Source organism: Nitrospina sp. 32_T5 (assembly GCF_052156635.1).
Taxonomy (GTDB): domain Bacteria; phylum Nitrospinota; class Nitrospinia; order Nitrospinales; family Nitrospinaceae; genus Nitrospina.
Genome location: NZ_JBQKUO010000004.1, coordinates 255,257 through 281,378, shown reverse-complemented (window position 1 = coordinate 281,378; position 26,122 = coordinate 255,257). Strand labels below are relative to the sequence as shown.

Below are 26,122 nucleotides of genomic sequence, written 5' to 3'. Positions count from 1 at the left end.
CCACAGCAAATCTGCAGGCGGGGCTTTGGCCCCGCCTTTTTTTATGCCCGGTTGTTTTGAAAGCATCGCACTCCCAAGGCGGCAACAAACAACACCCCGAAGGTGGCAACAATCATCGCACCGGTCGGCACATCCAGTGAAAAAGACAATGCCAGTCCGGCCAGGCTTCCCACCACACCAATCACCGATCCCAAAACGAATTGACGGTACAGGGTATTGGCAAACAACGTGGCACAAACCGCCGGTATGATGAGTAGGGTGAACACCAGGAAGATGCCTGCGGTTTTGATCGACACGGCAATCACCAAACCGAGCAGGGCGTAAAACACGAAATCCCACAAGGCACGGCGGTAGGACCCGGCGTCGGCGGTTTTTCGGTCGAACCAGGTTTCAATCGACTTCCTCCATTTCCAGGCGAGCAGGCCGACGATGCCGGCGGTTGCTGTCAGGGTGAGGACTCCTGTCCAGGTGATCCATAGAATGGAGCCGTTCAGCATGAACTGGATGTGTTCCGCGGCATGCGGCGCACGGTCGGCAATGATGATGGCGAGCGACGCGCCGACAACATACACAATACCGATCACCGCTTCCTGGGACACTTCGGGAAAGCGGTACTCGACCAGTGCAAAAAACAAGGCCCCCATGAGAATGAACAGCAGGGAGAGTCCTTGCGCCCCCCATGAGTGGGCATCCCATTCCAGTGCAAAACCCAGTGTCGCCCCCAGCGCCGCCAGTTGGGCGAGAGACAAATCGACAAAGATCACCTCGCGTTTCAGCACATGCAAACCGAAGTAAGTGAAGACAAGGGCGAGAATGATGCATCCGGCGGCAGGTGCGGCCATGAAAGTGAAGAATCCGGTCATGGTTGAAGGGCTCCGTTTATCTGGCGAACCAGAAAGTCGAAAAAATCGATTGTGCTCCGGGCTTCAGGCACGCCCCCAACCCCCGGAGGCAGGCTGAGGATACGCGCTCCGGTTTTTCCTGCAAGCAGCTCTGAAAAACGAAGACGGTAATAACTGGCCTGTAAAATGATCGTCACTTTTTGCGATTTCATTTTCTCCGCCAGTTGGGCGAGGTGAGCGGGAGTGGGCTGGACCCCGGGTTTCACCTCGACGGTACCGATCGATTCGATACCGAACCGCTGAAGAAAGTAATCCCATGTACGGTGGTAGGTGACGAGCCGTGCCCCTTTAACCGGGTCCATGATTCGCTTCCATTGGTTGAGTTTTTCCTTGAAGCGCTTCACAAACCGGTCGCGGTTGGATTCGAATTCGCTTTCGTGTTCCGGGTCGAGTTTGGCAAGGTGATCTGCAAGCAGGAACACCATGGGTTTTATGTTTTCCGGATCCAGCGTGTAGTGTGGGTTGCCGAAGGGATGGACATCGCCCATCGACCTGTCCACCGGACCTGTGGGTATCTGGATGGGATCGACAGCCAGCGACATGTCGAGCAGGCCCGGTTCGCCGAACCGGATTTTTGAATTGCGCGCTCCCTGGATCAACAGGGGCAACCAGCCCACCTCCAGATCGAGCCCCTGGTAAATCAGGAGATCCGCATCGTGCAGGGTGACCATGAGGCTCGGTTTGGCCTGCACGAAGTGCGCGTCCTGATAGCCGCGTGTGAGACTGGCGACTTCCACACGGTTTCCACCCACCTCGCGGACAAGCGATGCAATGTCCTCGGTGGTGGTGACGACCTTCATCGCGGCGTGGGCCGGGACCGCGCTCAGCAAAAGCAGGAGCGCGATCCCGAAAACCGCCACTGGAAGCCGATATTTGTACGATTGTGAGTTGCCGTCTCCTCTCATCGTATTCTTCCTCAATACGTGTGTGCGGGATGGGAACCCATCGAGAAGTTCAACTGCAACAGTACCTGTTGTTCCTCCGAGAATCCCTGGTCGAGATAATTGTACTGCAGGCGGATGGCGGAGAACTCGCTCGGCACGTAACCGACGAGCGCGGACCAGCGGTACGAGTCGTCAAAGTGTTGCGGCTGATGGAAGCCGACGTAGTCGTAACGGCCCTGCACCCACCAGCGTTCCAGAAACTGGTACTGCACCATGCTGTACATGCCGCCCCGGTTGAGGTCCGGGTTGGCGACGTTGGTGACGGGATTGGTGCCGGTCTGCTGAAAGGAGCCGATGTACTCCGTCTGCCAGATGAGTGTTTTGTAACGCGACCGCTTGGCGGGATTCCATTTGACCGTCATGTTGCCTCCCACCAGGTTGGTGCGGCCGCGCCCGGAACCGGCCTGGGCTCCCGCCTGGTTGCGTCCGGTGGCGAAGGAGCCTCCCAATTCCAGCGTGGTTTCCTCGTCCAGGTCCCACAGGTTTTTCAGGTGTGCCAGATAGAGAAAATCGTTATTCAATGGACCATTGAATTGAAGTTCATTGTCTCCCTGGACCACTTGAAATATGGCTTCCGAGTACCAGGGCACCGGTACAAGATAACTGGTTCCCACGCCGACCTCAAGCAGGCCTTCGTCCCCAAACAGGGTTTCATTGACCAGGGGCTGGTCAATGAATGGAAACTGATGGGTGTGAAGCAGGTTGTGCTTGCCAAAGCTGGTATAAAATTTTCCAGCACGAAGAGCCAGCCTGTCCATCAGCAACGCATCAATGAAGGATTCCTCGATTCCCACTTCGTCGCCTTCGAAAGTGGCACGGAAATTGGCGCGGAGATAGGTGTCTACGTTGGCGGTGAATTGAAGTTCCATCTCCTGGATTTTGAAGCCGGTCGAGTTTTCGTTGTTGGGATCGGCGTTTCCAATGGACCTGTACTGTCCGAGAAACAGGCCGTTGACGGATATGGCCGGGTTGAAAAACCTCGACAACCCTGTGGCGGTGGAGAATGAGGAGTCGGCGGAACTGCCGGTTCCTTTTGGCAGATTCTTGTAAATATCCGGCGTGGTGGTGCCGGATGGCTGGGTGCCGGGGGCCTGTTGCGGCGCGGTGGGCCCGGATGGCTGGGTCTCCAGCTTTTTGATGCGCCGTTCCAGTCGTTTGATCTGTTGTTCGAGTTTGTACGTTTCCGTATCGGTGGTTGCTTCCTGGGCCCAGGCGGAACTCGCCAGCAGGCAGGCACTCCACACCATAACGGAGAGCTTGAGCGGATTCATGCAAAACTCCTGAATTTGTTTGCAACACGCAGGGAATGCCACGCGTCCGGAAATGCCGGTCGCAGCACGGGCGTTGCGGTGAATGATCGTGGATCAAAAACCTTGAATGTTCAGGAGTGAAGGGGAGGGCTTCTTCCGGAGTGGCGGGTGGAGATTAGCTTGGAATGCGTTTCCTGGTAGAAAATGATCTGGGAAACGGTACCAAAATCCACATTCAACGGTGCGAGGGTGGGGATCAGCCCCGCATTGGAATGTGAAAAGTGGCAGGGAGAGCAATCCTGATGCAGGTCTTTCAGGTCAAATTCATGACTGTGCAGGTAGGGAGAAAAGCCCACCATGGTCGCAAAGCACAAGGTGAACAGTGCGGTCCATAGAAACTTCTGGTTTCGAATGAGGCTTTTTGTCGTCATGAGAATGTCCTTTACCGGACTATCCGGGTTGCGCTTAAGATGCACGCCCTCGTACAAGGATTCGGCTTAAATGAAAAAAAGATAATGGAGACGGTGCAGGGGAAGGGGCCTGAAAAGAGAAACCCCCCTCTTCCTGTGGAAGAGAGGGGCCTGACCTCTGGGGAGGAGTGAGCCCTGTCCTTGGCAGGATTGGACTCTGGAGAAAATCAATCTTCGCTGTAAAAGTGGTCTTCGTATTCCAGCCCACCGTACATTTCGTTCAGTAGTTTGCGATTTACGTCTTTCGGCTTGATCTGGAGGTTTTTCTTTTCCGGATCGAAAAAGCTTTCCCAGTATTTTTTGCTGAGGGCCTGCGTGGATACTTCTTTTTTTAATTTACCGTTGCGACCGAAGACTTTAACCGGATATAGCATGATTACCTCCTTCAGCTTAGGTGGGCGGAGCCTGATTTATTTGTTACCGGCAGTCGGGGCCGGGTACTTTATGATTTAAATGATTGCGCGGGACAGAATATGAAGTCCCCCCTTTATCTATTGTCATAATAAGAATTGAGAATTAAATAAGGGTTAAAGGAATATTAAAAAATTTTAATTTTAAATCAGCCATCCGCTTTGCGGGGAAGCGGGGGAGGGGGACTAAAAAATTTGCCGAAATGCTTGATTTGGGCGAAACAAACGGTTATTTTTTGAATCTAAATCTATGAATCTAGGCGGAATCTCAACCGGAATTTTTAAAAATTTATGACCTCGAAATCTCCAAAACCCCTTTGGGATAAAGCTTTTTGGGCCAAACCGCTTAGCCTGGCGGAATCCCTGAAAATCCGGGACGGCCTTTCTTCTCCACCACCGCAGCAGGTGCCGTCCCCTGTTTTGCAGGCCATCCAGTCCCGAATGAACCGAAACCGAATTCGTGGTATTTGCCTGAATTGACCGGGTTTTTTCCTCGTGAAATCCGGATTTGAATGGGGAAGGGGGGCGGTCGCCAAAAGGAATAGTTGTCTTCCAGGCAATAAAAAAAACCCCTGCCGGTTGAACCCGGCAGGGGGTTTTTGTTTTCGGGCCTATTTTTGTTTCATGGGAAGGGTCAGGGTGACTGTGGTTCCCTTTCCAGTTTCACTGCGAATGTCGATATCTCCTCCGTGATTTTTGACCACACCAAGCACCATCATTAAGCCCAGGCCGGCCCGCTTGCCGGCTTTCTTGGTGGTGAAGAAGGGGTCAAAAATACGATCACGGATCTCTTCCGGAATACCGCAACCCGTATCCTGGATATGGACTTTGACCTTGTCTTCCAGCTGTTCGGTGGCAAGGACAATTTTCCCGTTTTCGCCAGAAGTTGCCTCCACGGCGTTGCGGAACAGGTGTTCGAATGCAAGCTTCAATTGCGCCGCATTACCCTGGACCGTTCTCAAATTTGAAAAGGATTGCTCTTCAAGACGGATGGAGCCGTCCTGAGGAACGATGTTGGGTTCCTTCAAAATCTCTCTCAACAATTCATGAAGGTCAATTGCCTCCGGTTCCCCAAGCGGAGGGATTTCGCATCGCTGTAACCGTTCGCTGAAATCCGCAATGCGGCGGCATTCGTTGAGAGCAACCATCATGAGCCCTTTATGTATTTCCTCCATTGCGGCCCGGTCACTGAGCTGTTCCAGAATATTCTGAATTCCCTGGATTGGGTTGGTGATCTGGTTTGCAAGTCCAAGAAGAACCTGGGTGGCGGCCGCAGAGCGTTCTGAAGCAATTTGCTTTTCGTGGTGCTGGTTCATGGACTGGAGGTAGTAATCCATTCTTTCCTGAAACTCGGTTTTCATGCGGGCCAGTTCTGACTCCAGTCGATTCCGATTGGTGTTGTCGTTCAAAACACCGCAAACCCCGTAAAGGATGCCGGACGAATTTCGCATGGGATGCTTGATCATTGTGTAATTGTGGATTCCATCATCGTGCAGAATGGAATCCTGTGATTCGACATTCTGTCCTTTGTCCAGTGCTTGCCGATCGGATTCGGAGAGTATATCGGCAATATCTGCAGGAAAAATTTCATGGTCGGATTTCCCTATTAACTGGTCGCGCCGGACATGGAAGAGTTTCTGAAACGCCGTATTGGCAAGCAGGTAACGCCCGTTCATATCCTTGATGTAAATGGGCAGGGAAGCCTGGTTCAGAATATCGTTCAAGTGTCGCTCACTTTCCTGAATGGTTTCCTCTGCACGAATCTGCGGTGTGACGTCTCTTATAATATTCAGGCTCAGCTTTTCGTTTTGAACAAGGAAGGAACTTATGACCACCTGTGCAGAAAAAACGGTACCGTCTCTTTTTGTAAAGTGGGCGAGATTGCTTTTTTTCCGCGGATGCAGGCCCAATGCGCTTCCCTGGGTTCCCCCGGAAAATTCTGAACTGGACCCGTTGACCACGAGGTCGGTGTATTTCAGTTTACCCAGCTCACCCCGGCCGTATCCGAAAAGCTTGGTTGCGGCTTCATTGCCGTCCAGTAACTGGTTGTCCGAAAGGTTGACAAGCAGAATAGCGTCGGTCTCTGCTTCCATCAGCTTGCGGAACTTTTCCTCGTTCTCCATGGAAGCGATTTCAAATTCCTTACGTTTGCGGACGTCGTGAATGATCCCTACGAACATGCGGCGGTAACCCTGATAAATTTCGCGTACTGCGATCTCCATAGGGAAAGTCGAGCCATCCTTGTGTTGACCCAGAAATTCCCTGGGCTCTTTTCCGACCAAATTGCTTTTGCCCGTTTGCAAATAACGGGAAAGATAATTTCCATGTTCGCTTCGGTAAGGTTCCGGCATCAGGATACTGACATTGTGGCCGATAACTTCCGCGCTGCTGTAACCGAACATCGTTTCTGCCGTGCTGTTGATTGACTGGATGATTCCGCTTTCGTCAATGGTGACAAAGCCATCCACCGCCTGGTCGATAATGGATGAAAGGAGAGCTTCTCTTTGTTTGATATTGTTTTCGCGTTCGCGCATTTCGTGGATGTCCTGCGCGATGGCGATGATGGGGGCGTTCTCCTTTCCTCCCTCCTTCTCAAATATCAGGTTCCAAAGGAGAGTTCGTTTCTCAGAATCGTGTGCGGGGGTAAGATTTTCAAACTGATAAATCCCCTTATCTTTTAGCGTTTCCTGCGCCGTACTCTCCATCGCTTTCCAATCTTTACCTGGCATGATGTGCTCAAAGAAATTACGGTTTTCAACCTCCTGCCTGTTCCAACCCAGATTGGATTCCCCATCCGGGCCGACTTGGAGGATCTTGAAGTCTGTAGAAAGGATGATGGGAACCAGCCCGGACTTTTTCAGGATGGAGTCATAATAATTTTTGACTTCCTGTTTTTCCGTTTCCGCAAATTCCTTCAAGCTTTGCAATTCCCCTTCCAGTTTTGCGCGCAATTGCTTGATTTCTTCATCGGCTTTTGGATCATGAGAAATGTCAACTAGAACTCCAAACGCTTCCTTGGCTTCATTTCCGTTTTTAAAGAGAGCCAGGCTGATCAACCCTTTCTGGCAGTTTTCCTGCAAACCATTACCAAACGTCAGGGGAAGAATCAAAGTCGCCGAACCCTTCTCCTGGAGGGGATCAAGCACATCTCTCTTCAATTCAATTTCCTCACCCGGGGGGAACAGGAAGCTCAAGGATTGCCCTTGGGCGGCCTCTTCCAGGTAACCAGTCAATTCCTGGGCCCCCTGGTTCCACGACATGATGGTCCCCTGTGTGTTCATGGTGAAAAGTGGCAGATCCACTTTGTCCAGTCGCTGGTTCTGGTATTGGAGATCTTCTATCAGGTAATTCTTCTCTTCCAGGTCTTTTAGCATTTGCTGGTTTGCTATTTCCAAATTGCCCATGTCATGCTTCAGTTCCTTGAGTTCACCTGATTGCAAATCCAGTTTGTCCTGGATTCCTCGGAGTTCCTCCAGATCCGATTCCAACAGGGTCCGGGAAGCTTCCAGTACTTCCAGGTTTTCCTTGTATTTTTCCAAGTCCTTTTTAAGCTGGGTATATTCGGTTTCCACCCAGTTTTTAGCAACATGGGCCTCGTCCAGAGACTCTTGAATCTGCTGTATTTCCAGATCTTTGGAATCCACCAGAGACTGGAGGTTTTCCAGTTCTTCCTCGGATGGGGCATTTTCCCTGAATTCCTCGTAATCTTTTTGAAGACTCTGCAATTGGACGGTTTTTTCTTCCAAAAGAGCTTTCAAATTTTCGATTTCTTTCTTAAAGCTTTGAGCTTCGTTCTTATTTTCTACTTCAGGGGTTTTCTGGGTGAGTGTCTTTGAAGCTTTATAATTTTTTTCCGATATGGAATTTTGCGTTGATTCCAATTGCGATTTTAATTCTGCAATTTCCGCTTCTCTGTCTGCAATTTTCTTCTCCAAAACCGTGTGCTCAATTTTTACCTTTTCTTCCAGTTTTTCTTTGGTACGTAACTCGTTTTCAAGTTGAGCCTGAACCTTTTGCAGTTCGATGGATTTGTTGGAAAGCTGTTTTTCCAGGTTTGTGGCGAGTGCGGATTTCGCTTCGCCCGGTTTTTGACTTTGCAGGGCCTCTCGAAGTTTCTTTTCATCTTGCAGAGCCTGTTTTAGTTTTTGAAGTTCCTGGGTCTTGGAGGCGAGTTCTTTGTGGGCGGACTCTTCTTTGTTTGATATTTGGGACTCAAGTTCTTCTTTCGCTTTTTTAGTTTCCTCCAGTTTCGCCTGAAGGGCTTCAAGCTGCTCATCGTTCCCAATGGTATTGTTTTCGTTTTCCTGTAAAGCCTTTATCTGCTCTTCAAGGTTCTGCTTTGTCAGCTTTTCCTGTTCAAGAAGGTTATTCAGCTTTTTCAGCTCCAGGGTTTTGGTCTGGAGTTTTTCTTCCATTTCGGTTTGGGCCGATTTCAAATTGGCTTCGCTGGCTTTACTGAGTTTCAGCTTGTTCTCAAGTTCGGTTTTTACGGTTTCAAGACTGGTAATTCGTTCTTTGATCTCTTCACCCACTCGGCCCTGTAGTTCCAGGATGTCATCATCCTTAAGAGGCTCGTCAAAGCCAAGGCCCAGCTCTTCTTCATTCCAGTCCAAATCCGGGTCGCCGAAACTATTATCGATAGTGGGCGCACCACCGGAGGCCCCTTGGGGAGGGTGTAATAGATTGGACATTTGCCGGGCGATGATTTTCAGTATTTCGACCTCATCCGAGTCCCAAGATTTTTGTTCATGTATGGTTTCGAAACCAATGCATCCCAAAATGCTTTCATCTGAAACCAGTGGGACGAGGAGCAGGGATTTCGCTCCCTGTTTATTCAGAAATTTCTTTTCAGCGCCTGCTTCCTTGGGCAGTTCCCCTACGTTTGGTATGTGCAAGGCTTCCCTGTCGTTTAGTTTCTGGTTCAACCAGGGAAGTGTTGACAATTTGATTGGGTCCGAATCAGGTTCCATGTCAGGTTCGTCTGAAACCCAGATGTGCGTGTTGTTCATTGTTTGACCGTCTTCGGAAATCAAATTGATGAAACCATGGTCCACATTGGATAGAGTTCCGTAATCTTCAAGGACCTGATTCATTTTTTGGTTGAAATAATCCTGATTGGATAAATCGCTTGGTTTCAACGAAAGCAGGTTTTTTTCCAGGTCAAACCAGAACTTGAAACGAGCTTTTGCATGAGCGGTTTTGATCGCTTCCTGGTGGTATTTCTGCTTGTTTTCATTCAACTCGTTTGTCAGTTTTTTGATCTGTGGATCATATTTGGATTTGATCGTTTCCAAATCCTTTGTCAGGGATGTCTGTGCCGTTACGTCCTGCCCGGAAATGATGGTTCCATACACCTGATCCCGCTCATCCTTCAGCATGGCGGCTTGCCATTCGACCCTATGCTCCTTGTTTGATTTATCATGCACGGGGGTGGTGAACATTTTAAATTGTTTCGACGGGTCGTTTACAAAAGCAATGAATTCGCGCCGCAATACCTCACGCTCCTTGTTGCGGATGAGAAATGCCATCCAGTCTTTTCCAAGCAAATCCTCTTCTTTATAGCCAAGAAACTTGAGAGCTTTTTTATTGACCTGCATAATCTGGTTTGCGGTGTCCACGACAATCAAGATGGAATTGTCCACACTAAAGAATATGCGGGAGAGGGTTTTTTCCCCTGCCAAAGATTCTTCTACCAGCTTGACTTCTTCATGGAGTTGCCGAATTTTTCGAAAAGGAATGATCAGGGAAAGGCAGACGATCACCAGGCACGCGGTTATGAATTCCCACCGCTGGAAGACCGAATAATTCCCCGATTGGGAAAGGGTAGCCCCAAAGAGGAGTGGCTTGAGAAAATACTCCCAAGCTAACAAAAGGATAAGGGCAACGATCAGGGTGACCCCGACCTGCGCTCCAATTTGCTCATTCTTCTTCGACATGGAGGTTTCCTTAAATTATAGGACTTTGTCCATTGTGCACAGGGCTAACGGGTTGAAGCGTTTTCCCGGCCAATGTCCAAGGTTCCCTTTAAGGCATTTCACATCCCCTCCTTCTTAAGATCAAGAAAGATGCCGAAAAGGAACTCTTTTCACAGGGGCGGTGGCGAGCCGCTCCAAATGAAAAGTGAGATCACTTTTTATTTTAGGGTACCCTGAGTATAGCTAATAACACTTTGAAAAGCAACAAATTAGCCGGGTTCGGAAAAAATTTGGAAAGGGTTGGAGGAAGTTTTGTCAGACCGGGCCTTGCGGCACCCTTAGCTATAACATAAATCCTTTTATTATATGGAGTTAATGGAATTGGGGAGGGGCGATTCGGGTGTCGGTCGGTTTGGAAAATGGATAATGAACCGCCCGCGAGGGAAGGAAATTATTGAAAGTTCTATACTTAGCCTCACTCTGTGGGGGCGGGGACCGGTTCGTGGTGTGCGTAAAAAACACTTTTGGGGCTGACCCTCAGAATGAACCGCTCATCGGTCTGTGCCGGCACGATGACATTCAGCGAAAAACGCCATTGGGCTACCTTGTCGGATTGGTGGGGGCCGCCTTCAACCAGAATGGCGGATTGATGGGGATTGTTTACAAGCTGGAAATCGGTGGCCTCCTCAGGCCCTTCATTATACCGGTACACCCAGCCAAAGAGATGGCTGATGGTTTTTTCCCCGTCATTCCGGATTTTGAAGAGGATGAAATTCCGGGCCTCATCCAATTTGTAATCCCTGTCGTATGAAACCAGGCCCTGGGAAACGAATGGGTCCGATTTAGATTCGGGTGGCTGGGCAGACAGGGAGGTGGGGAGTAAGGTAAAAAGAATCCCTGCTGTCAGAAATTTTGCCATGCAAAATCGGTTTTGAATCGTCCGTTCTCTCTTTTCACCCTGGTGTGTCACCATGTGATCAAAAAAAAAGTTGTTGTTCGGGAAGCATCCCTTACACTAAAAATACTAAAACGACAGACCGGATCGAATCAAGAAATTATGAATCAGGGGACGACCCAAAATCAGAAATACAAAATTCTCTTTGTCGATACAGAAAGGAAGGTATTGGCGACGGCGAAAAAAATTTTCAGCCAGAGTGGATACCAGATTGAAGTGTGCGACGGCGCCATGCGAGCGGCGGATATGGTGGCAAACAATGGTCCCATCGCGGTCGTTTTCACGGATGAACGCATGCGGGGAATGCGTGGAACGGAACTTCTTGAAATTGTGAAGCGTGTCTCTCCCAACACTGTCAGGGTGCTCACCGCCGCACAGGTCGAAGATCACGTTGTAGAAGACATCATCAATAAAGCGGAAGTTTACCGATTCATAAGGAAGCCCGTCGATTTCAACGTCGCCCTCAAGGTGGCGAAGCAGGGGGTTTCGTTGTATGAACAGGCGGTGAGAAACGAGCAACTGGATCTGGCTCTTCACGAAATGGAAGCCGAGAAAGACAAGGTTGTCCGTGAGGCGGCCGGTCTTACGGCGCGAATCAACAAGCTTAAGCGGTCCACCCTCTACTGGTTCGCAGGTATCCTCCTCGTTATCGGGCTTGGGTTTGGTTTCAATTTTTATCAGGAATACCTCCGCCAGCAGGACCTTCAGGCCTCGAGCAACAATATGGGCAATTGGATTGCCTATAAAAATCATACGGCGCTGGACACGGTTAACAACCTGATGTGGATGACGCGCGATTTCCGCAATATTGAAAAACGGTACCCCACTTCCTGGCAGGAAGCGATGGATTGGGCGCAAAAAATGAATGCCCGGAACTACGCGGGTTATTCCGATTGGCGGGTACCAACGGTGGCGGAATATAAAAGCATTTTCGATCCGGACCGGACCAAACTGGCCTTCGACGGGAACCAGGAGTATCCCGTTGGATACCCGAAGCCCTTTGAAGGCGGCGGGGGATATGGATTCTGGACGAGCGAACGGGTCGGCGAGGACTCGGCCAAGTATTTCTTTTTTGTGGGGGGTTACGGCCGCACCGAGGCTCTCAATTATGGTGGGCCCACAATGAGCGTCCGGCTCGTTCGGAATTTGAAATAAACATTTCTAGCGGGAATGTCACCCGCCATGCTGCGCCAGCAATTGTTGCCAGCGCGGTCCTTCCACCAGTCGGCGCACCGTCAGCATGGCTTCCGGACCGAGATCCTTGCGCTGAAACAACACCCCGGGTGACTCCGGAGTGTGCGCCTGCCAATCGCCGGACTGCCACTGCTTCAATACCCCTTCCATAAGTTCCACTCCCAGCTTGATGGTTTTTCCGATCAGGGACTGTTCGTCATCGCCGGGGTCGATGTTCACCGTGTCCTTTGCGAGGATGGCGCCGGTGTCGATGCCAGGATCGATTTTCAATATGGTCGCCCCCAGGCAGTCCAGGCGTTCATCGTGAATGGGCCAGAAATTGCAGGATGAACCACGATACTCCTCAGTAAGTCCGACATGCAGGTTGAGGATGCGGCCGGGAAAAGCGTTTATGATTGGTTCGCCGACAAGCCCGCAGTCGAACAGAAGAATCAGGTCAGGGGCAGTGCATTGCAATTTTTCTAAAAATCCCTCCCTTTTCAATCCGTCTGGTTGCAGAGGTTCATAAACGGGACGATTGACGCCGGGCCAATTGCGGGCGGGGGCAAACTCGCGCTCTTCGTATTCCTTTCGCCGCTGGAAAAACCAGTCCCACGCTTTTTCGGCTTCGGTGGTGGTGGACGGAAGGGGGGGATAGTTTTTACTTTCGATAAAAACAGATTGCACAGGGTGACGGGCGTTGATGCGGCGTATAAAATATTCGTGCCGCAGGTCGTTGCCAGTGATCAGTGTGAGCCGGGGTGACTGCATGCGCGTTCCTTTGTTTCTCTATGAATCTCAGTCCGTGCAATTATAACAGAGGCGGTGGGGCTTCCAATCCGGGAATGGTACAATGATTCCGGTTTGTCGCGCCACCCTCCCCAATCCCGAGCGGAGCCGTCCTGTTGCTGAACATTCTCTGGGTTTCATTCTTTCTGGTCGCCTTCCTGGTTGCCCTCTTGAAATGGATCATGTGGGGTCAGGGGGACGTCTTTGTCTCCATCATGGGGGCGACCTTCGAGATGTCCCGTGTGGCATTCGAGATCGCGCTGGGCCTTGTGGGCATCATGAGTTTCTGGATGGGGGTCATGCGCATCGGCGAGCGAGCCGGAGTGCTCGACCTGTTCGTCCGCATCCTCCATCCTGTTCTCCACAAATTGTTTCCGGATGTACCCGAGCGTCACCCGGCCTTCGGCGCGATGGTCATGAATTTTTCCGCCAACATCCTGGGTTTGGACAATGCCGCTACACCGCTCGGACTCAAGGCGATGGACGAATTGCAGGAACTGAATCCGGAAAAGAATTCCGCCACCAACGCGCAGATTCTGTTTCTCGTTCTCAACACCTCGTCGGTCACGCTGTTTCCCGTTACTGTTTTCGTATACCGGGCCCAACAGGGCGCAGCCGATCCCACTGACGTGTTTCTGCCCATTCTGCTGGCCACATTCTGTTCTACTTTGGTTGGCTTGCTTTCCGTCGCGGCGGTTCAAAAAATCAACCTGAAAGATCCGGTCCTGCTGGCCTATCTGGGTGGACTGGTTGCAATGATGGGGGGACTGGTGCTGTATTTTTCACAACTCGACCAGGTTGCCATGCAGGAACAGTCGGCCCGTCTCAGCAATTTCCTTTTATTTACGGTGATCGTGGCATTCATGGTCTCGGCCCTGTGGAAGAAACAGAACGTGTTCGATATTTTCATTGATGGTGCGAAGGAAGGTTTTGAGGTAGCGATCAAGATCGTTCCTTATCTCGTGGCCATGCTGGTGGGGATCGCCGTGTTCCGGGCCAGTGGTGCACTGGAGATGTTGCTGGACGGCATCCGCTGGCTGGTGCTGGGCGTGGGTGGAGACACGCGCTTCGTCGATGCCCTGCCAACAGCGTTCATGAAACCATTGAGCGGCAGTGGCGCGCGGGGCATGATGATCGAGACCATGCAGACCTTCGGTGCTGATTCCTTTGCCGGGCGCATGGCTTCGGTGATGCAGGGGAGTACCGAGACCACCTTTTATGTTCTGGCTTTGTATTTTGGAGCGGTGCGGGTACGCCGGACACGCCACGCCCTGCCGTGTGCCCTGTTGGCCGATGCGGCGGGTATCCTTGCCGCCATTGTGATCAGCTACTGGTTTTTTGGCTGAGGCTCACTTCAATTCATCTCAACGCGTCGCAGGTTTCGAAAAACAGCCGCAGTGCCTCGCCCATGCCATTTCGCAGAAACCGAAGCCTTTCCGGGTCGACTGATAATTCTCTCTCATCAAACCACGGCTCTTTCAGGTACAGCTTGCGGTTCATCTCAATCTGAATCCAGGGAATCGGCCGATTGCCGTAGGTGCGGGTGATGTACCCTCCGGCGAACGGCTGGTTCAAGGTGACTTCCGTGGCTGGCAGCTGGAATACCTTCCTCAAACAATCCGCCAGAACGTTGGCAATGGCGTCCGGGCAGGTCTCGCCAAACCGGTTGCCGAGACAGAAGGTCGGGCGCGGTTTGCCCGCATCGGGTGAAATGGGGGGCGCAAACTCCGACATGGTATGGCAATCGAAAGCGATTTGCAGCTCCTTCTGCGTTGTCAACGTGTCTTCAATGAATCCGTGAAACGGCCGATGGAATGTTGCGATCAAATTTTCGGCCAGCGCGTCGTCCAGAGGCTGTGCGGGATCGTATACCGGAACACCAAAACAGGTGTGGGTTTTGACGACGCCATCCGGATTGGCAGGTGGACGGTCGCCTGAATCGCGGTTGAGGTCGACCACCGGCCGTGCGATGTCCGTGTCTTTCCAAACGCTCACCCGTTCGGACAACGCATAGATGTCGCGGGTGCAGGCATCGATGTCGTCGAACAGGTCTTTGGTAGAAAGGATGAAGCGGCCTGCAAGAAAATCAGGGACGCTGGTGCCGCCGTGGGGAACGGTGACCAGGCAGGGCAGGGTATCCATAAGATCAGTCAATGCCCGCGGCGCTACCATCGCGGCGGATTTCGGCAACACCCTGGAACGCATCGCACGTCTGCATTTTGACCACCGCGTGCACCGCGCCCAGATAAAATGCGTAAGGATCTTTGGGTGCCATTTTGTAGCCGGCTTTCTTGAGATACTTGACGACCTTGGAGGGAAAGCGCTCGGTTTCGTAACTGAGTGTGCCGCCCAGAGTGCAGTGCATGCGCGGGCGGATCATGGCCTGGTCGATGGGCAGGTTTCCGTCAATGATGTGAGTGAGGAACTGGCTCATGGTGGAGAAGATGCGGTCGCTTCCCGGACTGCCCGCCACCATCCACGGTTGTTTTTTGTAAAAGACGATCACCGGCGCAATGCTGCTCCACGGCACCGCACCGGGCCGCAGGTAATACGGGTGGCTGGGATCATGAACTTCCAGAGCGCTCATGTAATTGTTGTAAAGAAAACCCAGTCCCTTCGCCGCCGAGTGGCAACCATAAACGCGCTCGATCGATTGCGTGATGCCCACGGCGTTTCCATCCGCATCCATTGCAGAGAGGTGCGTCGTGTCCTGCCCGGTTTCGTACGGCTCGGCCAAAGGCAGGCTGGGGTCGATGACGTTGCGGATGGTGGAAGACAAACGATGAGCGTAGTCTTTACTGAGTATGCTCTTGTCGTCCGGGAGCTGCGGGTAGATGTTCGGATCGTACGGCCGTTCTTTGTGGTTCATCAACGCCTTGCGGAATGTTTCTGCGATGAAATGGAATGATTCCGGTGAACGGTCCCGCAGGAACTTGGACGGCAGGTTGTTGAGCATCTGCAACGTCAAAAGCAGGGTGCGGCCCGAGGTTGGCGGCGGACAGGTGAAAATCTGAGTTTTGCGATACCTGCGTTTGAGGGGTTTTCTCTCCACGGGCCACGGAATGTATGCGAGGTCCTCTTTGCGCAGAAACCCGTCGAAGGCGCGCATATCGGCATCGATCTGTTCCGCAATCTCGCCCTGGTAAAACGATTTGGGTCCGTTGTACGCCAGGTGTTCGAGCAGGTTGGCCAGGTCATTCTGCACAAACATTTCCCCGGGAACGTAGGGAGTCTTTCCATCTTTCAAAAAATACCGGGCTCCCCATTCGCAGACCGGTTTTTGAAACGTTTCCAGTTCGCGTTCCTGAAGCTGGCTTTGAAGGGGGGTGATGCGGTATCCCTGGCGGGCGATTCGGATGGCGGGTGCGCACACCTGTCGCCAGCTCAGGCGTCCGTAGCGGAAATTGAGATAGCCGAGGAAAGCAACGGTACTGGGCACCGTGGTGGCGCGGTGGCCGACCAGCAGGTTGTCGTCCTTGAAATGGTCGATGTGGGCGAGCGACGGCGCGCGGCTGGAGCCATCGACATAGATGACCTTGCCATTCAGGTGCAGTATGCCCGAGGACTGCCCGCCAATACCGCTTCCTTGCGGTTCGCAAACACCCAATGCGAGTGCGGAGGCCACTGCCGCGTCCACCGCGTTGCCGCCGGCCCCCAGCATGTCCACGCCGGCCTGCGTCGCGTCCGGAAATGCCGTGGCAACCATGCCTTTCCTGGCGATGGCGCTTTTACCGTCTGCCCGGGCCTCAAATCGTGTTTCGATTCGGTCGAGTTTCATTCCTTAAAGTCATTCGCGGAAAGGTAGATCAGGTATGCCAGGAGGATGGACCGGTCGAGCAGGCTGTCACGTACGACGTATTCGTTTCGCGTGCCCATGCCTCCGGAGATCGGTCCCATATTGCCCAGAACCGGTTTGTCCGGTGGAACGTGACAGAGGGATGTGGAAGAGGTGCCGTGCTCCTTCTGCAATCGAATTTCCAGATTCTTGGCGACTTTGCTGACCTGCTCGTAAAAGCTGGAGGTCGCTTCCGATTCCATCAAGGGCAGACGCAAAAGCGTGCGCGAGATATTGACCTTGATCGGACTGGTGGCGCTGACTTCGAAAGTTTTGTAAATCTGGTCCTTGAGTTGCTGGCTGAGGTCGGGCGACCGGAACCGGATGCGGAAATTGAGATTGGCAAAATCCGGGGTCGCTTCATCGAGCCCCTGGGTATTGATCGAAGTGATGGCAACAGACACATCCTCGTCCTTCGTGGTCATCTTGCGAAGAGCGTTGATCTTCTGTGTGAGGAATGAGATCAGGTCGGTCTGTTCCCCTTTGGTCTTGGATAATTTTCCCGGAGCGTACTTGATCTCCACGTTGTATTTCATGACGCCGGAGAACGATGTGGTTGCCTGACCGGAAAGGCCCGCCCCCTGTAAACCAATCACGTATTTCGATTTGTTGGACAGGTCTCCGATGAGACTTTTGGAAGTGCGCCCGCCGGCGGTTTCGTCGGAGATCAGCAGGATGCCGCATTTGACCTTTTTAAGCGACCGCGTGTAGCGTAAGGCCTGCAGGGCGCCGAGAAGGATGGCGAGTCCTCCTTTGCCGTAGTAGACGCCGGAACCGTAAAGTTTGCCGCGTTCTTCCTGGTAGGCAACGAAATCCTGGCTTGGAATGGGGTTGTCCAGCTGGCCGATCAACAAAACGTCGTTTTCTTCCCCGGTGTGATTGGAGAAGTATAAAACGTTGCCGAACTCCGCCTTGGTGTGCACTTCACGCTGGAATCCCATGCGGCCCAGATGGTTGGACACCCACTTACCAAGGGAATTGACTCCGTCCAGGTTGCGGGCGTAGGAATTGATTTCCACCATGTGCGCAAGGAAGTCTTCCATGGTGCTCACGTGGCCGCGAAGGTGACTGCGCAGGCGTACCGGCAAAGAAGTGGTCTGGCTCTTTAAAAGACTTTTAAAGAAAGACTCCTTTTCAGGAACTTCATTCATGTCCTTTTCGCCGAAATACCGCTCCACGGCGACATCAAGCATGCGGTTGATGAGGGTTTCGTAGGTATAACCCGCCACCTTGGCGGCATGGACATAAGACCCGGTGAGCCCGAGGCTCGCCATCGAGTTCAGTTCCAGCACGTACAGGTTGCCTTTGTCGTCCATGCGAAAATCCGCGCGGCAGAAATCGTACAGGCCTAGAGCGCGGGAGGCCGCTTTCGTGAGTTCGCCCATCTTCTCGGCGGTGGCGTCGTCCACCTTGGCGGGGCACACTTTTTCCTTCGGCTTTTTCATTTTCTCGTCGTAGGTCTGGATGGCGTTGGGATCGCCTTCCATATCGAATTCGACGATGGGCAGGACTTCCGGGTCGCCGTTGCCAAGCAGCCCGACGGCAAACTCGCGTCCCGGAATGAATTCCTCCACCAGCACCTGCTGGCTGTATTCCTTGACCAGGGTTTTGACCGTTTCTCGCAGGCGTTCGATATCGTGGACCACCTCGATACCCATCGACACCGCTTCCATTTTGGGTTTGACGATGACGGGGAAGGGGATGTCTCCCGGTATCTGGTCTTCACTGAAGAAAGACCAGTAGCGTGGGGTTGCCACGCCGTTGGCCTGAAACAAAACCTTGGATGTGATCTTGTCCAGGGCGATGCCGTGCCCCGCCGGACTGGATCCGACGTAAGGGATGCCCACCATTTCCAGCAGGGCAGGGACGTGGGTGTAGCGGCTGACCCCCTGTATGCCGTATGCCATGTTGAACACCATGCCGGGTTGCTCGCCGTGCATCACCTTGGGCATGAATTCATTGAGCTTTTCAATGAGATGAATGTTACCGTCGATGACACGGACGTTGTGTCCGCCTTTTTCCAGAGAACTCGCAACCCGCTCCACGGTTTTGGGGTTGTAAATTTCACGGTTCTGGGCACCGAAGACATTGATGACTTCCGACTGGTTTTTGTTGTAAATGACCGCTACTTTCATTGGACGTTCCCCGAAAAAGTGATATTTTGGGCAAAAGCTTCCAATGCACCCGTTCCAAGAATTTGAAACCTATTGTAACGCTATTCAGGTATTTTTGATGGTTGAATTTATTAATTCAATGAGGTGAATGGGTTATGGAGATCCTGCGTGAATGGATGAGCCAAAACTCGGGACCGGTCTGGGTGGAAGGCGGGTTCTGGGCCCTTCTGACATTTATCCTGTTGCTCTTTGTGCGGGGCCGCCTGCGCAGCATTTTTAAAAACAGGTACCAAAGGACCAAGGCACTGGGAGACCGCCTGGTCAAACGCCTTTCGGATAAAACCCACTGGCTTTTCCTGCTTGTGATCGCGCTCTATGTCGGAAGCCAAAAATGGCCCATCCCGGATGATCTGGCTGATCAGTGGACGCAGACCTCGTTTCTGCTGGGTCTCGTTCTGGTGGGGGTGTGGGGTCACAACGCCATCCTGCTCTGGGCGGAACAGGCGTACGAAAAAAAGAAGGATAAAGACGCATCCTTTGCCACAGCCCTGGGGGTGATCAAGTTCATCATCCTTCTCGGATTTTATGTGGTGCTGGCGCTGGTCGCGCTGGAAAACGTCGGGGTGGATATCGCGGCCCTGGTTGCCGGGCTGGGTATCGGCGGCATCGCCATCGCACTGGCGGTGCAGAAAATCCTGGGCGACCTGTTTGCCTCGCTCACCATCGTCATGGACAAGCCGTTCGTCATCGGCGACTTCATCATCGCCGGAACGGACATGGGCACGGTCCAGCACATCGGGCTCAAGTCCACCCAGCTCAAGAGCATTGACGGGGAGCGGCTGGTGATTCCCAATTCCGACCTGCTGGACAGCCGGATTCGGAATTTCCGCAAGATTCCGGAGCGCCGGCAGTTGTTTTTGATTGGTGTCACCTACGACACCACGGCAGACAAACTGGAGCGCATTCCGGGAATGATCCGGGAAATCATCAAGGCCCAGCCGGACACACGGGTGGACCGCATTCATTTCAAGGAATTCGGGCCGTACTCGCTGGATTTTGAAGTTGTCTACTGGTTGTTGAAGGGAGATTTCGAATTCAAGATGGACACCCAGCAGGCCATCAATCTGGCGCTGTGCCGAAAATTTCAGGCGGAAGGCATCGAGTTTGCCTTTCCCACGCAGACCATCCAACTGGACCCGGGCGAGAATCCGCCAACCGGGTTGCCCCCGGTTTGACAGTCTCCGGATTTCCCCGTATGATCCCGTTCTGAATTTTTCGAGAGAGGGGTTTATTTTTCGCATGCCGTCTGCGTCCAGCCCGAAACCCTTCAAGCAGTTTTGCACCCTGATTCTAACAACCTTTCTGGTGTCCATGCTTACCGCCTGCGCCAACCTGGGTGCGAACCGCATTGAAGGCGAGCGGTCCAATTACAATGTCGCCATCCAGCGCACCAACGATCAGCAATTGTTGCTGAACCTGGTCCGCCTGAAGTACCGCGATACCCCCTATTTCCTTGAAGTGAGCAGTGTGGCGGCGCAATTCACACTGACTACCAGCGCCAACGCCAGTGCGTCAGTGCCGGAAGCGGGCCTTTCCACCTTTGGATTCGGCGCGGGGGCGCAGATGCAGGAAAAGCCCACCATCACCTACTCCCCTTTGCAGGGGGACAAGTTCATACAACGGGTGCTCTCGCCCATCACCATGCAGACCATCACCCTTTTGTACCATTCCGGCTGGCGGGTGGACCGCCTGTTCCGCCTCTGTTTCCAACGCATGAACCGGATTAAAAACGCGCCCGGCGCTTCCGGACCCACGCCCGGCCGCGCACCGGAATTCGAGATGTTCACACGGGTGGTGTCCATCCTGCGTACTTTCCAGAAGAACGACATGATGGAATTGCAGTACATCGAGGAAAACGATGTTCCAATGATCATCATCAAGCTGGATCAGGACGCTCAGGAAACGGAAGACGCCCGCCTGCTGGCCGAGCTTTTGGAGGTGAACCCGGTACAGGGACGTTATTACCTGACCGCGGTGGACGATCCCCGGTACATCCGGGTGCAGACGCGGTCTTTGCTGGGCGTGATGTATTACCTGTCACAGGGGGTGGAGGTGCCGCCCGACCACGTCGATGAGGGCAAGGTGACCGTGACCTACAATGACGATGGAAGCCGCTTCGACTGGCAGAGGTTGACGGGCACGCTCCTGCGGGTGCGCCATGGGGAGGACTTCGATCCAAATGCGTTTGCGGTGGCCATCCTGCACCGCGGCACCTGGTTTTACATCGACGATTCCGACCTCAATTCAAAATCGACGTTCTCCCTGCTTTCGCAGATATTCTCATTGCAGGCGGGCAAGGTTCCGTCTTCGGCGCCGCTATTGACCCTGCCGATAGGACAGTAGACGCGGCGGGGTCAGTCTTCCCAGTTGCAGGACCGGGCCCAGGCTTCGTAACCACCCATCAGGCTGTGCACGTCCTGAAACCCCTGTTGACTGAAAAACATGGCGGCCTCGATGCTGGAAATACCGTGGTAACAGCAGACCACAAGGGTTTTGTCTTTTTCGAATTTTTCCAGACACTGCTCCACCGGCGTTCGGCTCAAGGGGACGGCATTCGGCACGTGCCCGGCATCGAACGAGGCTTCATCGCGGATGTCGAGCACGTTGACCGACGACCCTTCCTCAAGCAGGTCCTGCAGTTGCTGAACGGTCATTTGCTTGATTTCGGACATGGTTCGCTCCGTTGTTTACAGTGCTCCATTTGCCAGGGGTCCGGTTCGATTTGATACGGAGGGCGAACCGTTTTCTGGTAAGATTGGGGCATTTTCAAAACCGATTTTCGTTGCACTTTGCGTTTTTACACCGCCTGAAGTTGCAATTCAAGTTTTATCCGGAGGACTGACGAACATGGCCAATCAGCAACACGTGGATTTGATCAAAAAAGGAGTCGAAGGCTGGAACAACTGGCGGGAGGCAAATCCCGGCGAGGCAGTGGATCTTTCTGAGTCGGACCTGCGCGGCACCAATCTGTCGAAGGCCAACTTGAAGGACGCCAACCTGCAGGGCGCGAAGCTCCAGTTCGCCAACCTGAGCGGAGCCAATCTGGAAAACGCCAACCTCAACCAGGCGCGCATGCAGGAGGTGAACCTGAACGGAGCCCAGTTGCAGGGCGCCCAGGTCAAGGGATGCAACCTGATGGAGTCCTCGCTCATGCAGGCGAACATGGAAAACGCCGACTTGCAGGGATGCCAGTTCAACGAAGACGTGGAGTTCCACCAGGCCAACCTGAAAGGCACCAACCTGGTCGAGGCGTCGGGACTCAGCATCGGGCAGATCAAGGCAGCGCAGTACGACGCCAACACCAAACTGCCGGAATACCTGAGCGATGATACCGACGACGAAGACTTTTTGAATTCCTTTTTATGAGTGCGCTCTCAAAAGGGGAGCGTTCCGATGACTCGTTACCGAACATTCAGGAGAGGGCTATGAAAGCAAACGAAGGTGGAACGGTGTACCCGCACAACCTGTTGCGGACGGGAAACGATGAAGGCGACCTCAATTACATTTCCACCGGCATCTCCCGCCGGGACTGGCTGGCGGGGCTGGCCATGCAGGGACTGCTGGCATCGGAGGGAATGAGCGCGGACCCCACCCGCGTCACCGAACACGCCTACGAGATCGCCGACATCATGATCGCCAAAAGCATAGAGGACAAAAAGGAAAAGTGAGGGTAGGAAGGCAAGGAAACCACGTGGTTTTTACCTGCTAGTAAATGTCCTCGCGGTCGTCCGGCTCCAGGAACTTCCACTTGATCTCCGGAAACCGTTCGCCGATGCGGTCCTCGATCTGGTTGAACGCCTCGATCAGGTCCGTCACTTTCTGAATCTTTCCGGGATGGATCTTGATACTCAGCATCACTTCGTTGTCGCCGGTCTTGAGCGCAATGAAGTTCAGGATTTTCGCGCCGGGCAGGTATTCGCGGGTGATGGTCTCCACCTCGTGCCGGTAATCCTTGGCGGGAGCCTCACCGATGATCAGGCTCTTCACCTCCACCGACAGCACCACCGCGAGAATCACCAGCAACGCGCCGATGAGAATCGAGCCCAGTGCGTCCCACATGGGATCGTGCAACGCCCACGACAGACTGATGCACCCCGCCGCCAGCGTCAATCCCACCAGCGCCCCCAGGTCTTCCGTGAAAATCACCAGCAAGCCCGCCCGCGTGGTGCGCCGGTACCAGTGCCAGATAGGCATGCCGGGGTCGCGCTTACGCACTTCCTTGATGCATGCCAGAAAGGAATACCCCTCCAGCAGAATACCGAAAACAAGGATGCCGACGGCCAGGCCGGGGTTCGTCACCTCGTGCGGGTCCGCGATCTTGTGCGCGCCTTCGTAAATGGCGAACAGCCCGCCCATCGAGAACAGCAGGATCGCCACCACGAACGACCAGAAAAACGACTCGCGGCCGTAACCGAGGGGATGCGATGCCGTCGGCCGTTTGCGCGAACGTTTTTCGCCGATCAGGAGCAAAACCTGGTTGGTGCAATCGACGACGCTGTGGATGCCTTCCGCAAGCAGGGCCGCACTGCCGGAGATGGACGCGCCGACGAACTTGGCGACGGCGATGCCGAGGTTGGCGCCCAGCGCGATGACGATGACTTTTGTGGAACCGGATGCAGACATGCGACTTCAGTTAGAATGGGGACAGGACGACCAAAATGTGGCGGACACTATAACATGGCCAGCCGGGCGAAAAGAATTAAGGGGTTGAAAAGCAAAGCCTCACGAAACAAGAAAAGGTTACGGACCATTCCGTAACCTTTTTATGAAAAACTGGTCGGGGCGAGAGGATTTGAACCTCCGACCCCCTCAACCCCATTGAGGTGCGCTAGCCAGGCTGCGCTACGCCCCGACCCTTTTGATTTGGTGTGCGGTGTCCGGCCCCGCCCGTCCCGGTGGGAGGCCGTTCGAGCCCCTCTTGCTCCGGAAACTGCGCGCATTGCGCGGTAGCTTCGAGGGACCGCAGTGTGGTCTCAAAATAGTGGATGTCCCCAGATAAGTCAACACATTATCCCCCCTCGGCCTGACCGTGTCGGAATGGCTCCTACAATTTTGCTTGAAGCCGCCGGGTTCTGTGGTAGAATCCCCCAAACTTCGCAATTTCAATGGGCTTGGGGCCTTCCCCCCGGCTTTTTAAAATGAAAAAGAGGTGGGCATGAAAGTTCTCAAGGTTCGGGACCAGGCGGCCTTCAAAGCTGAGAAGATGAGCAAGGTCAGCCTGTTCGACACGGATCGGTTTTTCTGTGATGTCTATTGCCTGGAACCGGGCCAGGCGCAAAAAGTTCATGCGCACGAGGGCTCGGACAAGATATACTATGTCCTTGAAGGCAAGGGCCGGGTGACCGTCGGCGCGGAGGAGAAGGAAATGTCCGCGGATGAAATCACCCTCGCCCCCTCGGGAGAAGAACACGGGGTCGTCAACCACACCGACCGGCGGCTGGTGATGCTGGTCTTCATGGCTCCCAAACCGCAATAACGCGCCCGGCTTTGCGGCCCGCGGTACGGAATGTTTGAAACATGATCTACCTGGTTTTTCCATCGTCATGGCATCCTTCCCAGCCCTACCTGAGCCTGCCTGCGCTCAAGGGTTTTCTGCACCACAACGGCATCGATGACGTCGTCCAGCGCGACCTTGCCATCGAACTGCTCGACCACCTGTGCACGTGGGAAAAAACAAAACCGCTCTACGACCGCATCCTGAAACAGGCGCGCGAGCTGGGTTCCAAACCCTACCACACCGACCTCGAACGCGAAAAATACGAAAAGCTGATGGAAGCGCAGGAGATCATCCCGGCGCTCTGCGACCAGATCGACGCGGCGAAGGCATCCCTGCGTTGTGAGGAGTTCTACGAAATCGACCGCTACATGGAGTCGCTCAAAATCATCGACGTGTGGCTGGACAGCATCCTCGCTCCGTACTACCCGTCGCAGTTGACGGTCATCGGCAGTCAGCTTCGCTACTCGCCGTATTCCACCGAGGAGATTCTGCAATCGTTTCAGGACCCGAACGAAAACTTCTTCCTCGACCTTTACCGCGAACACTATTTGCCGGGAATCATAAAAGAAGACATCGACATCTTCGGCATCTCCATCACCTCCGTCGAGCAGGTGATCTCCGGGCTCACGCTGGCTTACCTGGTCAAGCAGGCGCGGCCGGAAATCCACATCACCGTCGGCGGCAGTATCTTCACCAAGCTGGTGGACGTGCTGGAAAAGGGATCGCCGCTGTTCGACTTCGTCGACAGCTTCATCGTGCACGAAGGCGAGACGCCTCTCCTGAAACTGGTTCAACAACTGCGCGGCGACAAGGACCTCACCCAGGTGCCCAACCTGGTTTATAAGGATAAGGAAGGAACCGTTCAGGTCAACCGCCCGTTCGGCAAGGAGGAGCTGAACGCCTTGCCGACGCCGGATTTCGACGGCCTTCCGTTCGACCTGTACCTTTCCCCGGAGCGGGTTCTGCCGGTCATGGGTTCGCGCGGCTGTTACTGGGAACGCTGTGCGTTCTGCTCGATTCCGTTCGACCACATCGATTTCCACGTACGCTACGCGGAGACGGTGGTGCAGGACTTCAAGAAGCTGAAAGAAAAATACAACTGCCGCTACTTCTTCTTCACCGACGAAGCCCTGCCGATCAATTTCCTGCGCACCTTCGCACAGAAGCTGGTGGAGGAAGAGGTCGATGTGCAGTGGACGGGAGAGTTGAAGTTCGAAAAGAGCTTGTTGCGCGACAACCGGCTGGAATTGCTATACAAATCCGGTTGCCGCAAACTGATCTTCGGCATGGAGTCGTACAACCAGCGCGTGCTGGATTTCATGCAGAAAGGTTGCCCGAAGGAAGTCATCGACCAGACGGTGGAAGAGTGCATCCGCATCGGCATGGGAATGCATTTCTACATCCTCGTCGGCTTCCCTACCGAAACGCGGGAAGAGGTGATGGATTCGGTCAACTTCGTCATGGACAACCGGCGCATTCTGGAATCGCCTGGTTTCTCCTGCATCGCGTCGCAGTTCGACCTGGAGAAGGGCACCCCCATCGCCAAGGATCCGGAAGCGTTCAAGGTGTACGGCCTTTCCAACCCGCCACACCACGATCTCGCCCTGGGTTTCAACCACAAGGTGCGCGAGGGATTGACGCCGGAGCAGGCGACCGAGTTGTACCAGGAGATCGTTCAGAAGATCAGCCGCGAGGTGATGACCTTCCCCCACAACTACTCGCTGGCCGACGGTTTGCTATACCTCGGTTACCACGACAAGGAAATCATCCAGGAACGGCTGGCATCGCTGGTCGTCTGATTTTCCACT

Annotated in this window: 21 protein-coding genes and 1 tRNA gene; 9 read left to right on the top strand and 13 right to left on the bottom strand. The window is 53.6% G+C overall.

Going from position 1 to position 26,122, the window contains the following annotated elements:
- Positions 1-41: 41 nt before the first annotated feature.
- The 6 genes from ACTRW9_RS12590 to ACTRW9_RS12565 all read right to left on the bottom strand — a co-directional run bounded on the left by ACTRW9_RS12590 (position 42) and on the right by ACTRW9_RS12565 (position 9,912).
- Positions 42-863, bottom strand: coding sequence for a metal ABC transporter permease (locus tag ACTRW9_RS12590; RefSeq protein WP_442429615.1), 822 nt, complete (start codon positions 861-863; stop codon positions 42-44).
- Entirely contained in the window at positions 860-1,807 is a 948-nt protein-coding gene (locus tag ACTRW9_RS12585; protein ID WP_442429614.1) for a metal ABC transporter substrate-binding protein, read from the bottom strand. The genes ACTRW9_RS12590 and ACTRW9_RS12585 overlap by 4 nt, the downstream gene beginning before the upstream one ends.
- Positions 1,808-1,818: 11 nt before the next feature.
- A complete protein-coding gene (locus tag ACTRW9_RS12580; RefSeq protein ID WP_442429613.1) occupies positions 1,819-3,117 on the bottom strand; it encodes a porin in 1,299 nt (432 codons plus the stop codon).
- 110 nt (positions 3,118-3,227) lie between these two features.
- Positions 3,228-3,527 (bottom strand): hypothetical protein, encoded by a 300-nt coding sequence (locus ACTRW9_RS12575; RefSeq protein ID WP_442429612.1) that lies wholly within the window; start codon positions 3,525-3,527, stop codon positions 3,228-3,230.
- 206 nt (positions 3,528-3,733) lie between these two features.
- Complete coding sequence (locus ACTRW9_RS12570; RefSeq protein ID WP_442425242.1) at positions 3,734-3,940, bottom strand: hypothetical protein; 207 nt, start codon at positions 3,938-3,940, stop codon at positions 3,734-3,736.
- Between the two features lie 647 nt (positions 3,941-4,587).
- Positions 4,588-9,912 (bottom strand): PAS domain S-box protein, encoded by a 5,325-nt coding sequence (locus tag ACTRW9_RS12565; protein WP_442429611.1) that lies wholly within the window; start codon positions 9,910-9,912, stop codon positions 4,588-4,590.
- 481 nt (positions 9,913-10,393) lie between these two features.
- Between ACTRW9_RS12565 and ACTRW9_RS12560 the strand changes: the two genes are divergently transcribed.
- Together ACTRW9_RS12560 and ACTRW9_RS12555 are read left to right on the top strand one after the other, a co-directional pair.
- A complete protein-coding gene (locus ACTRW9_RS12560) occupies positions 10,394-10,702 on the top strand; it encodes a hypothetical protein (protein ID WP_442429610.1) in 309 nt (102 codons plus the stop codon).
- A gap of 246 nt (positions 10,703-10,948) precedes the next feature.
- Positions 10,949-12,001 (top strand): Lcl domain-containing protein, encoded by a 1,053-nt coding sequence (locus ACTRW9_RS12555; protein ID WP_442429609.1) that lies wholly within the window; start codon positions 10,949-10,951, stop codon positions 11,999-12,001.
- 18 nt (positions 12,002-12,019) lie between these two features.
- Here the strand turns inward: ACTRW9_RS12555 and ACTRW9_RS12550 are convergent, their stop codons facing one another.
- Entirely contained in the window at positions 12,020-12,790 is a 771-nt protein-coding gene (locus ACTRW9_RS12550) for a formyltransferase family protein (protein ID WP_442429608.1), read from the bottom strand.
- A gap of 134 nt (positions 12,791-12,924) precedes the next feature.
- Here ACTRW9_RS12550 and ACTRW9_RS12545 point away from each other — a divergent pair, with 134 nt between their 5' ends.
- Positions 12,925-14,154, top strand: a complete 1,230-nt coding sequence (locus ACTRW9_RS12545) for a nucleoside recognition domain-containing protein (RefSeq protein ID WP_442429607.1) — start codon at positions 12,925-12,927, stop codon at positions 14,152-14,154.
- A gap of 13 nt (positions 14,155-14,167) precedes the next feature.
- Here ACTRW9_RS12545 and ACTRW9_RS12540 read toward each other — a convergent pair whose 3' ends face one another.
- The 3 genes from ACTRW9_RS12540 to ACTRW9_RS12530 are packed head-to-tail and all read right to left on the bottom strand — an operon-like array spanning position 14,168 to position 18,778.
- Complete coding sequence (locus ACTRW9_RS12540) at positions 14,168-14,950, bottom strand: N-formylglutamate amidohydrolase (RefSeq protein WP_442429606.1); 783 nt, start codon at positions 14,948-14,950, stop codon at positions 14,168-14,170.
- Positions 14,951-14,954: 4 nt separating this feature from the next.
- The gene (gene ggt, locus ACTRW9_RS12535; RefSeq protein WP_442429605.1) at positions 14,955-16,586 is read right to left on the bottom strand and encodes a gamma-glutamyltransferase; all 1,632 of its coding nucleotides are present in this window, start codon (positions 16,584-16,586) and stop codon (positions 14,955-14,957) included.
- A complete protein-coding gene (locus ACTRW9_RS12530; protein WP_442429604.1) occupies positions 16,583-18,778 on the bottom strand; it encodes a M20/M25/M40 family metallo-hydrolase in 2,196 nt (731 codons plus the stop codon). Before ACTRW9_RS12530 ends, ggt begins: the two co-directional genes overlap by 4 nt.
- A 155-nt stretch (positions 18,779-18,933) precedes the next feature.
- Between ACTRW9_RS12530 and ACTRW9_RS12525 the strand changes: the two genes are divergently transcribed.
- Both ACTRW9_RS12525 and ACTRW9_RS12520 read left to right on the top strand, forming a co-directional pair.
- Positions 18,934-19,992, top strand: coding sequence for a mechanosensitive ion channel family protein (locus ACTRW9_RS12525; protein WP_442429603.1), 1,059 nt, complete (start codon positions 18,934-18,936; stop codon positions 19,990-19,992).
- 64 nt (positions 19,993-20,056) lie between these two features.
- Positions 20,057-21,160 (top strand): hypothetical protein, encoded by a 1,104-nt coding sequence (locus tag ACTRW9_RS12520; RefSeq protein ID WP_442425252.1) that lies wholly within the window; start codon positions 20,057-20,059, stop codon positions 21,158-21,160.
- Between the two features lie 11 nt (positions 21,161-21,171).
- Here the strand turns inward: ACTRW9_RS12520 and ACTRW9_RS12515 are convergent, their stop codons facing one another.
- A complete protein-coding gene (locus ACTRW9_RS12515) occupies positions 21,172-21,489 on the bottom strand; it encodes a rhodanese-like domain-containing protein (RefSeq protein ID WP_442425253.1) in 318 nt (105 codons plus the stop codon).
- 175 nt (positions 21,490-21,664) lie between these two features.
- Between ACTRW9_RS12515 and ACTRW9_RS12510 the strand changes: the two genes are divergently transcribed.
- A complete protein-coding gene (locus tag ACTRW9_RS12510) occupies positions 21,665-22,183 on the top strand; it encodes a pentapeptide repeat-containing protein (protein WP_442429602.1) in 519 nt (172 codons plus the stop codon).
- Positions 22,184-22,242: 59 nt separating this feature from the next.
- Positions 22,243-22,485 (top strand): hypothetical protein, encoded by a 243-nt coding sequence (locus ACTRW9_RS12505; RefSeq protein WP_442425255.1) that lies wholly within the window; start codon positions 22,243-22,245, stop codon positions 22,483-22,485.
- A 37-nt stretch (positions 22,486-22,522) separates the two neighbouring features.
- On the opposite strand, the gene ACTRW9_RS12500 is transcribed toward ACTRW9_RS12505, so the two are convergent.
- Together ACTRW9_RS12500 and ACTRW9_RS12495 are read right to left on the bottom strand one after the other, a co-directional pair.
- Positions 22,523-23,440 carry a cation diffusion facilitator family transporter gene (locus ACTRW9_RS12500; RefSeq protein ID WP_442429601.1) on the bottom strand — a complete coding sequence of 306 codons (918 nt, stop codon included), beginning with the start codon at positions 23,438-23,440 and terminating at the stop codon, positions 22,523-22,525.
- Positions 23,441-23,591: 151 nt separating this feature from the next.
- A tRNA-Pro gene (locus ACTRW9_RS12495) sits at positions 23,592-23,669 on the bottom strand.
- Between the two features lie 303 nt (positions 23,670-23,972).
- Here ACTRW9_RS12495 and ACTRW9_RS12490 point away from each other — a divergent pair.
- Both ACTRW9_RS12490 and ACTRW9_RS12485 read left to right on the top strand, forming a co-directional pair.
- Complete coding sequence (locus ACTRW9_RS12490; RefSeq protein WP_442429600.1) at positions 23,973-24,293, top strand: cupin domain-containing protein; 321 nt, start codon at positions 23,973-23,975, stop codon at positions 24,291-24,293.
- 41 nt (positions 24,294-24,334) lie between these two features.
- Positions 24,335-26,113 (top strand): B12-binding domain-containing radical SAM protein, encoded by a 1,779-nt coding sequence (locus ACTRW9_RS12485; protein WP_442425258.1) that lies wholly within the window; start codon positions 24,335-24,337, stop codon positions 26,111-26,113.
- The last annotated feature ends 9 nt before the right edge of the window (positions 26,114-26,122 follow it).

What these genes read in the sequence shown, in the direction of transcription:
- ACTRW9_RS12590 (WP_442429615.1), bottom strand. Translation starts at nt 863, where the DNA reads ATGACCGGATTCTTCACTTTCATGGCCGCACCTGCCGCCGGATGCATC.
- ACTRW9_RS12585 (WP_442429614.1), bottom strand. Translation starts at nt 1,807, where the DNA reads ATGAGAGGAGACGGCAACTCACAATCGTACAAATATCGGCTTCCAGTG.
- ACTRW9_RS12580 (WP_442429613.1), bottom strand. Translation starts at nt 3,117, where the DNA reads ATGAATCCGCTCAAGCTCTCCGTTATGGTGTGGAGTGCCTGCCTGCTG.
- ACTRW9_RS12575 (WP_442429612.1), bottom strand. Translation starts at nt 3,527, where the DNA reads ATGACGACAAAAAGCCTCATTCGAAACCAGAAGTTTCTATGGACCGCA.
- ACTRW9_RS12570 (WP_442425242.1), bottom strand. Translation starts at nt 3,940, where the DNA reads ATGCTATATCCGGTTAAAGTCTTCGGTCGCAACGGTAAATTAAAAAAA.
- ACTRW9_RS12565 (WP_442429611.1), bottom strand. Translation starts at nt 9,912, where the DNA reads ATGTCGAAGAAGAATGAGCAAATTGGAGCGCAGGTCGGGGTCACCCTG.
- ACTRW9_RS12555 (WP_442429609.1), top strand. Translation starts at nt 10,949, where the DNA reads ATGAATCAGGGGACGACCCAAAATCAGAAATACAAAATTCTCTTTGTC.
- ACTRW9_RS12550 (WP_442429608.1), bottom strand. Translation starts at nt 12,790, where the DNA reads ATGCAGTCACCCCGGCTCACACTGATCACTGGCAACGACCTGCGGCAC.
- ACTRW9_RS12540 (WP_442429606.1), bottom strand. Translation starts at nt 14,950, where the DNA reads ATGGATACCCTGCCCTGCCTGGTCACCGTTCCCCACGGCGGCACCAGC.
- ggt (WP_442429605.1), bottom strand. Translation starts at nt 16,586, where the DNA reads ATGAAACTCGACCGAATCGAAACACGATTTGAGGCCCGGGCAGACGGT.
- ACTRW9_RS12530 (WP_442429604.1), bottom strand. Translation starts at nt 18,778, where the DNA reads ATGAAAGTAGCGGTCATTTACAACAAAAACCAGTCGGAAGTCATCAAT.
- ACTRW9_RS12525 (WP_442429603.1), top strand. Translation starts at nt 18,934, where the DNA reads ATGAGCCAAAACTCGGGACCGGTCTGGGTGGAAGGCGGGTTCTGGGCC.
- ACTRW9_RS12520 (WP_442425252.1), top strand. Translation starts at nt 20,057, where the DNA reads ATGCCGTCTGCGTCCAGCCCGAAACCCTTCAAGCAGTTTTGCACCCTG.
- ACTRW9_RS12515 (WP_442425253.1), bottom strand. Translation starts at nt 21,489, where the DNA reads ATGTCCGAAATCAAGCAAATGACCGTTCAGCAACTGCAGGACCTGCTT.
- ACTRW9_RS12510 (WP_442429602.1), top strand. Translation starts at nt 21,665, where the DNA reads ATGGCCAATCAGCAACACGTGGATTTGATCAAAAAAGGAGTCGAAGGC.
- ACTRW9_RS12505 (WP_442425255.1), top strand. Translation starts at nt 22,243, where the DNA reads ATGAAAGCAAACGAAGGTGGAACGGTGTACCCGCACAACCTGTTGCGG.
- ACTRW9_RS12500 (WP_442429601.1), bottom strand. Translation starts at nt 23,440, where the DNA reads ATGTCTGCATCCGGTTCCACAAAAGTCATCGTCATCGCGCTGGGCGCC.
- ACTRW9_RS12490 (WP_442429600.1), top strand. Translation starts at nt 23,973, where the DNA reads ATGAAAGTTCTCAAGGTTCGGGACCAGGCGGCCTTCAAAGCTGAGAAG.
- ACTRW9_RS12485 (WP_442425258.1), top strand. Translation starts at nt 24,335, where the DNA reads ATGATCTACCTGGTTTTTCCATCGTCATGGCATCCTTCCCAGCCCTAC.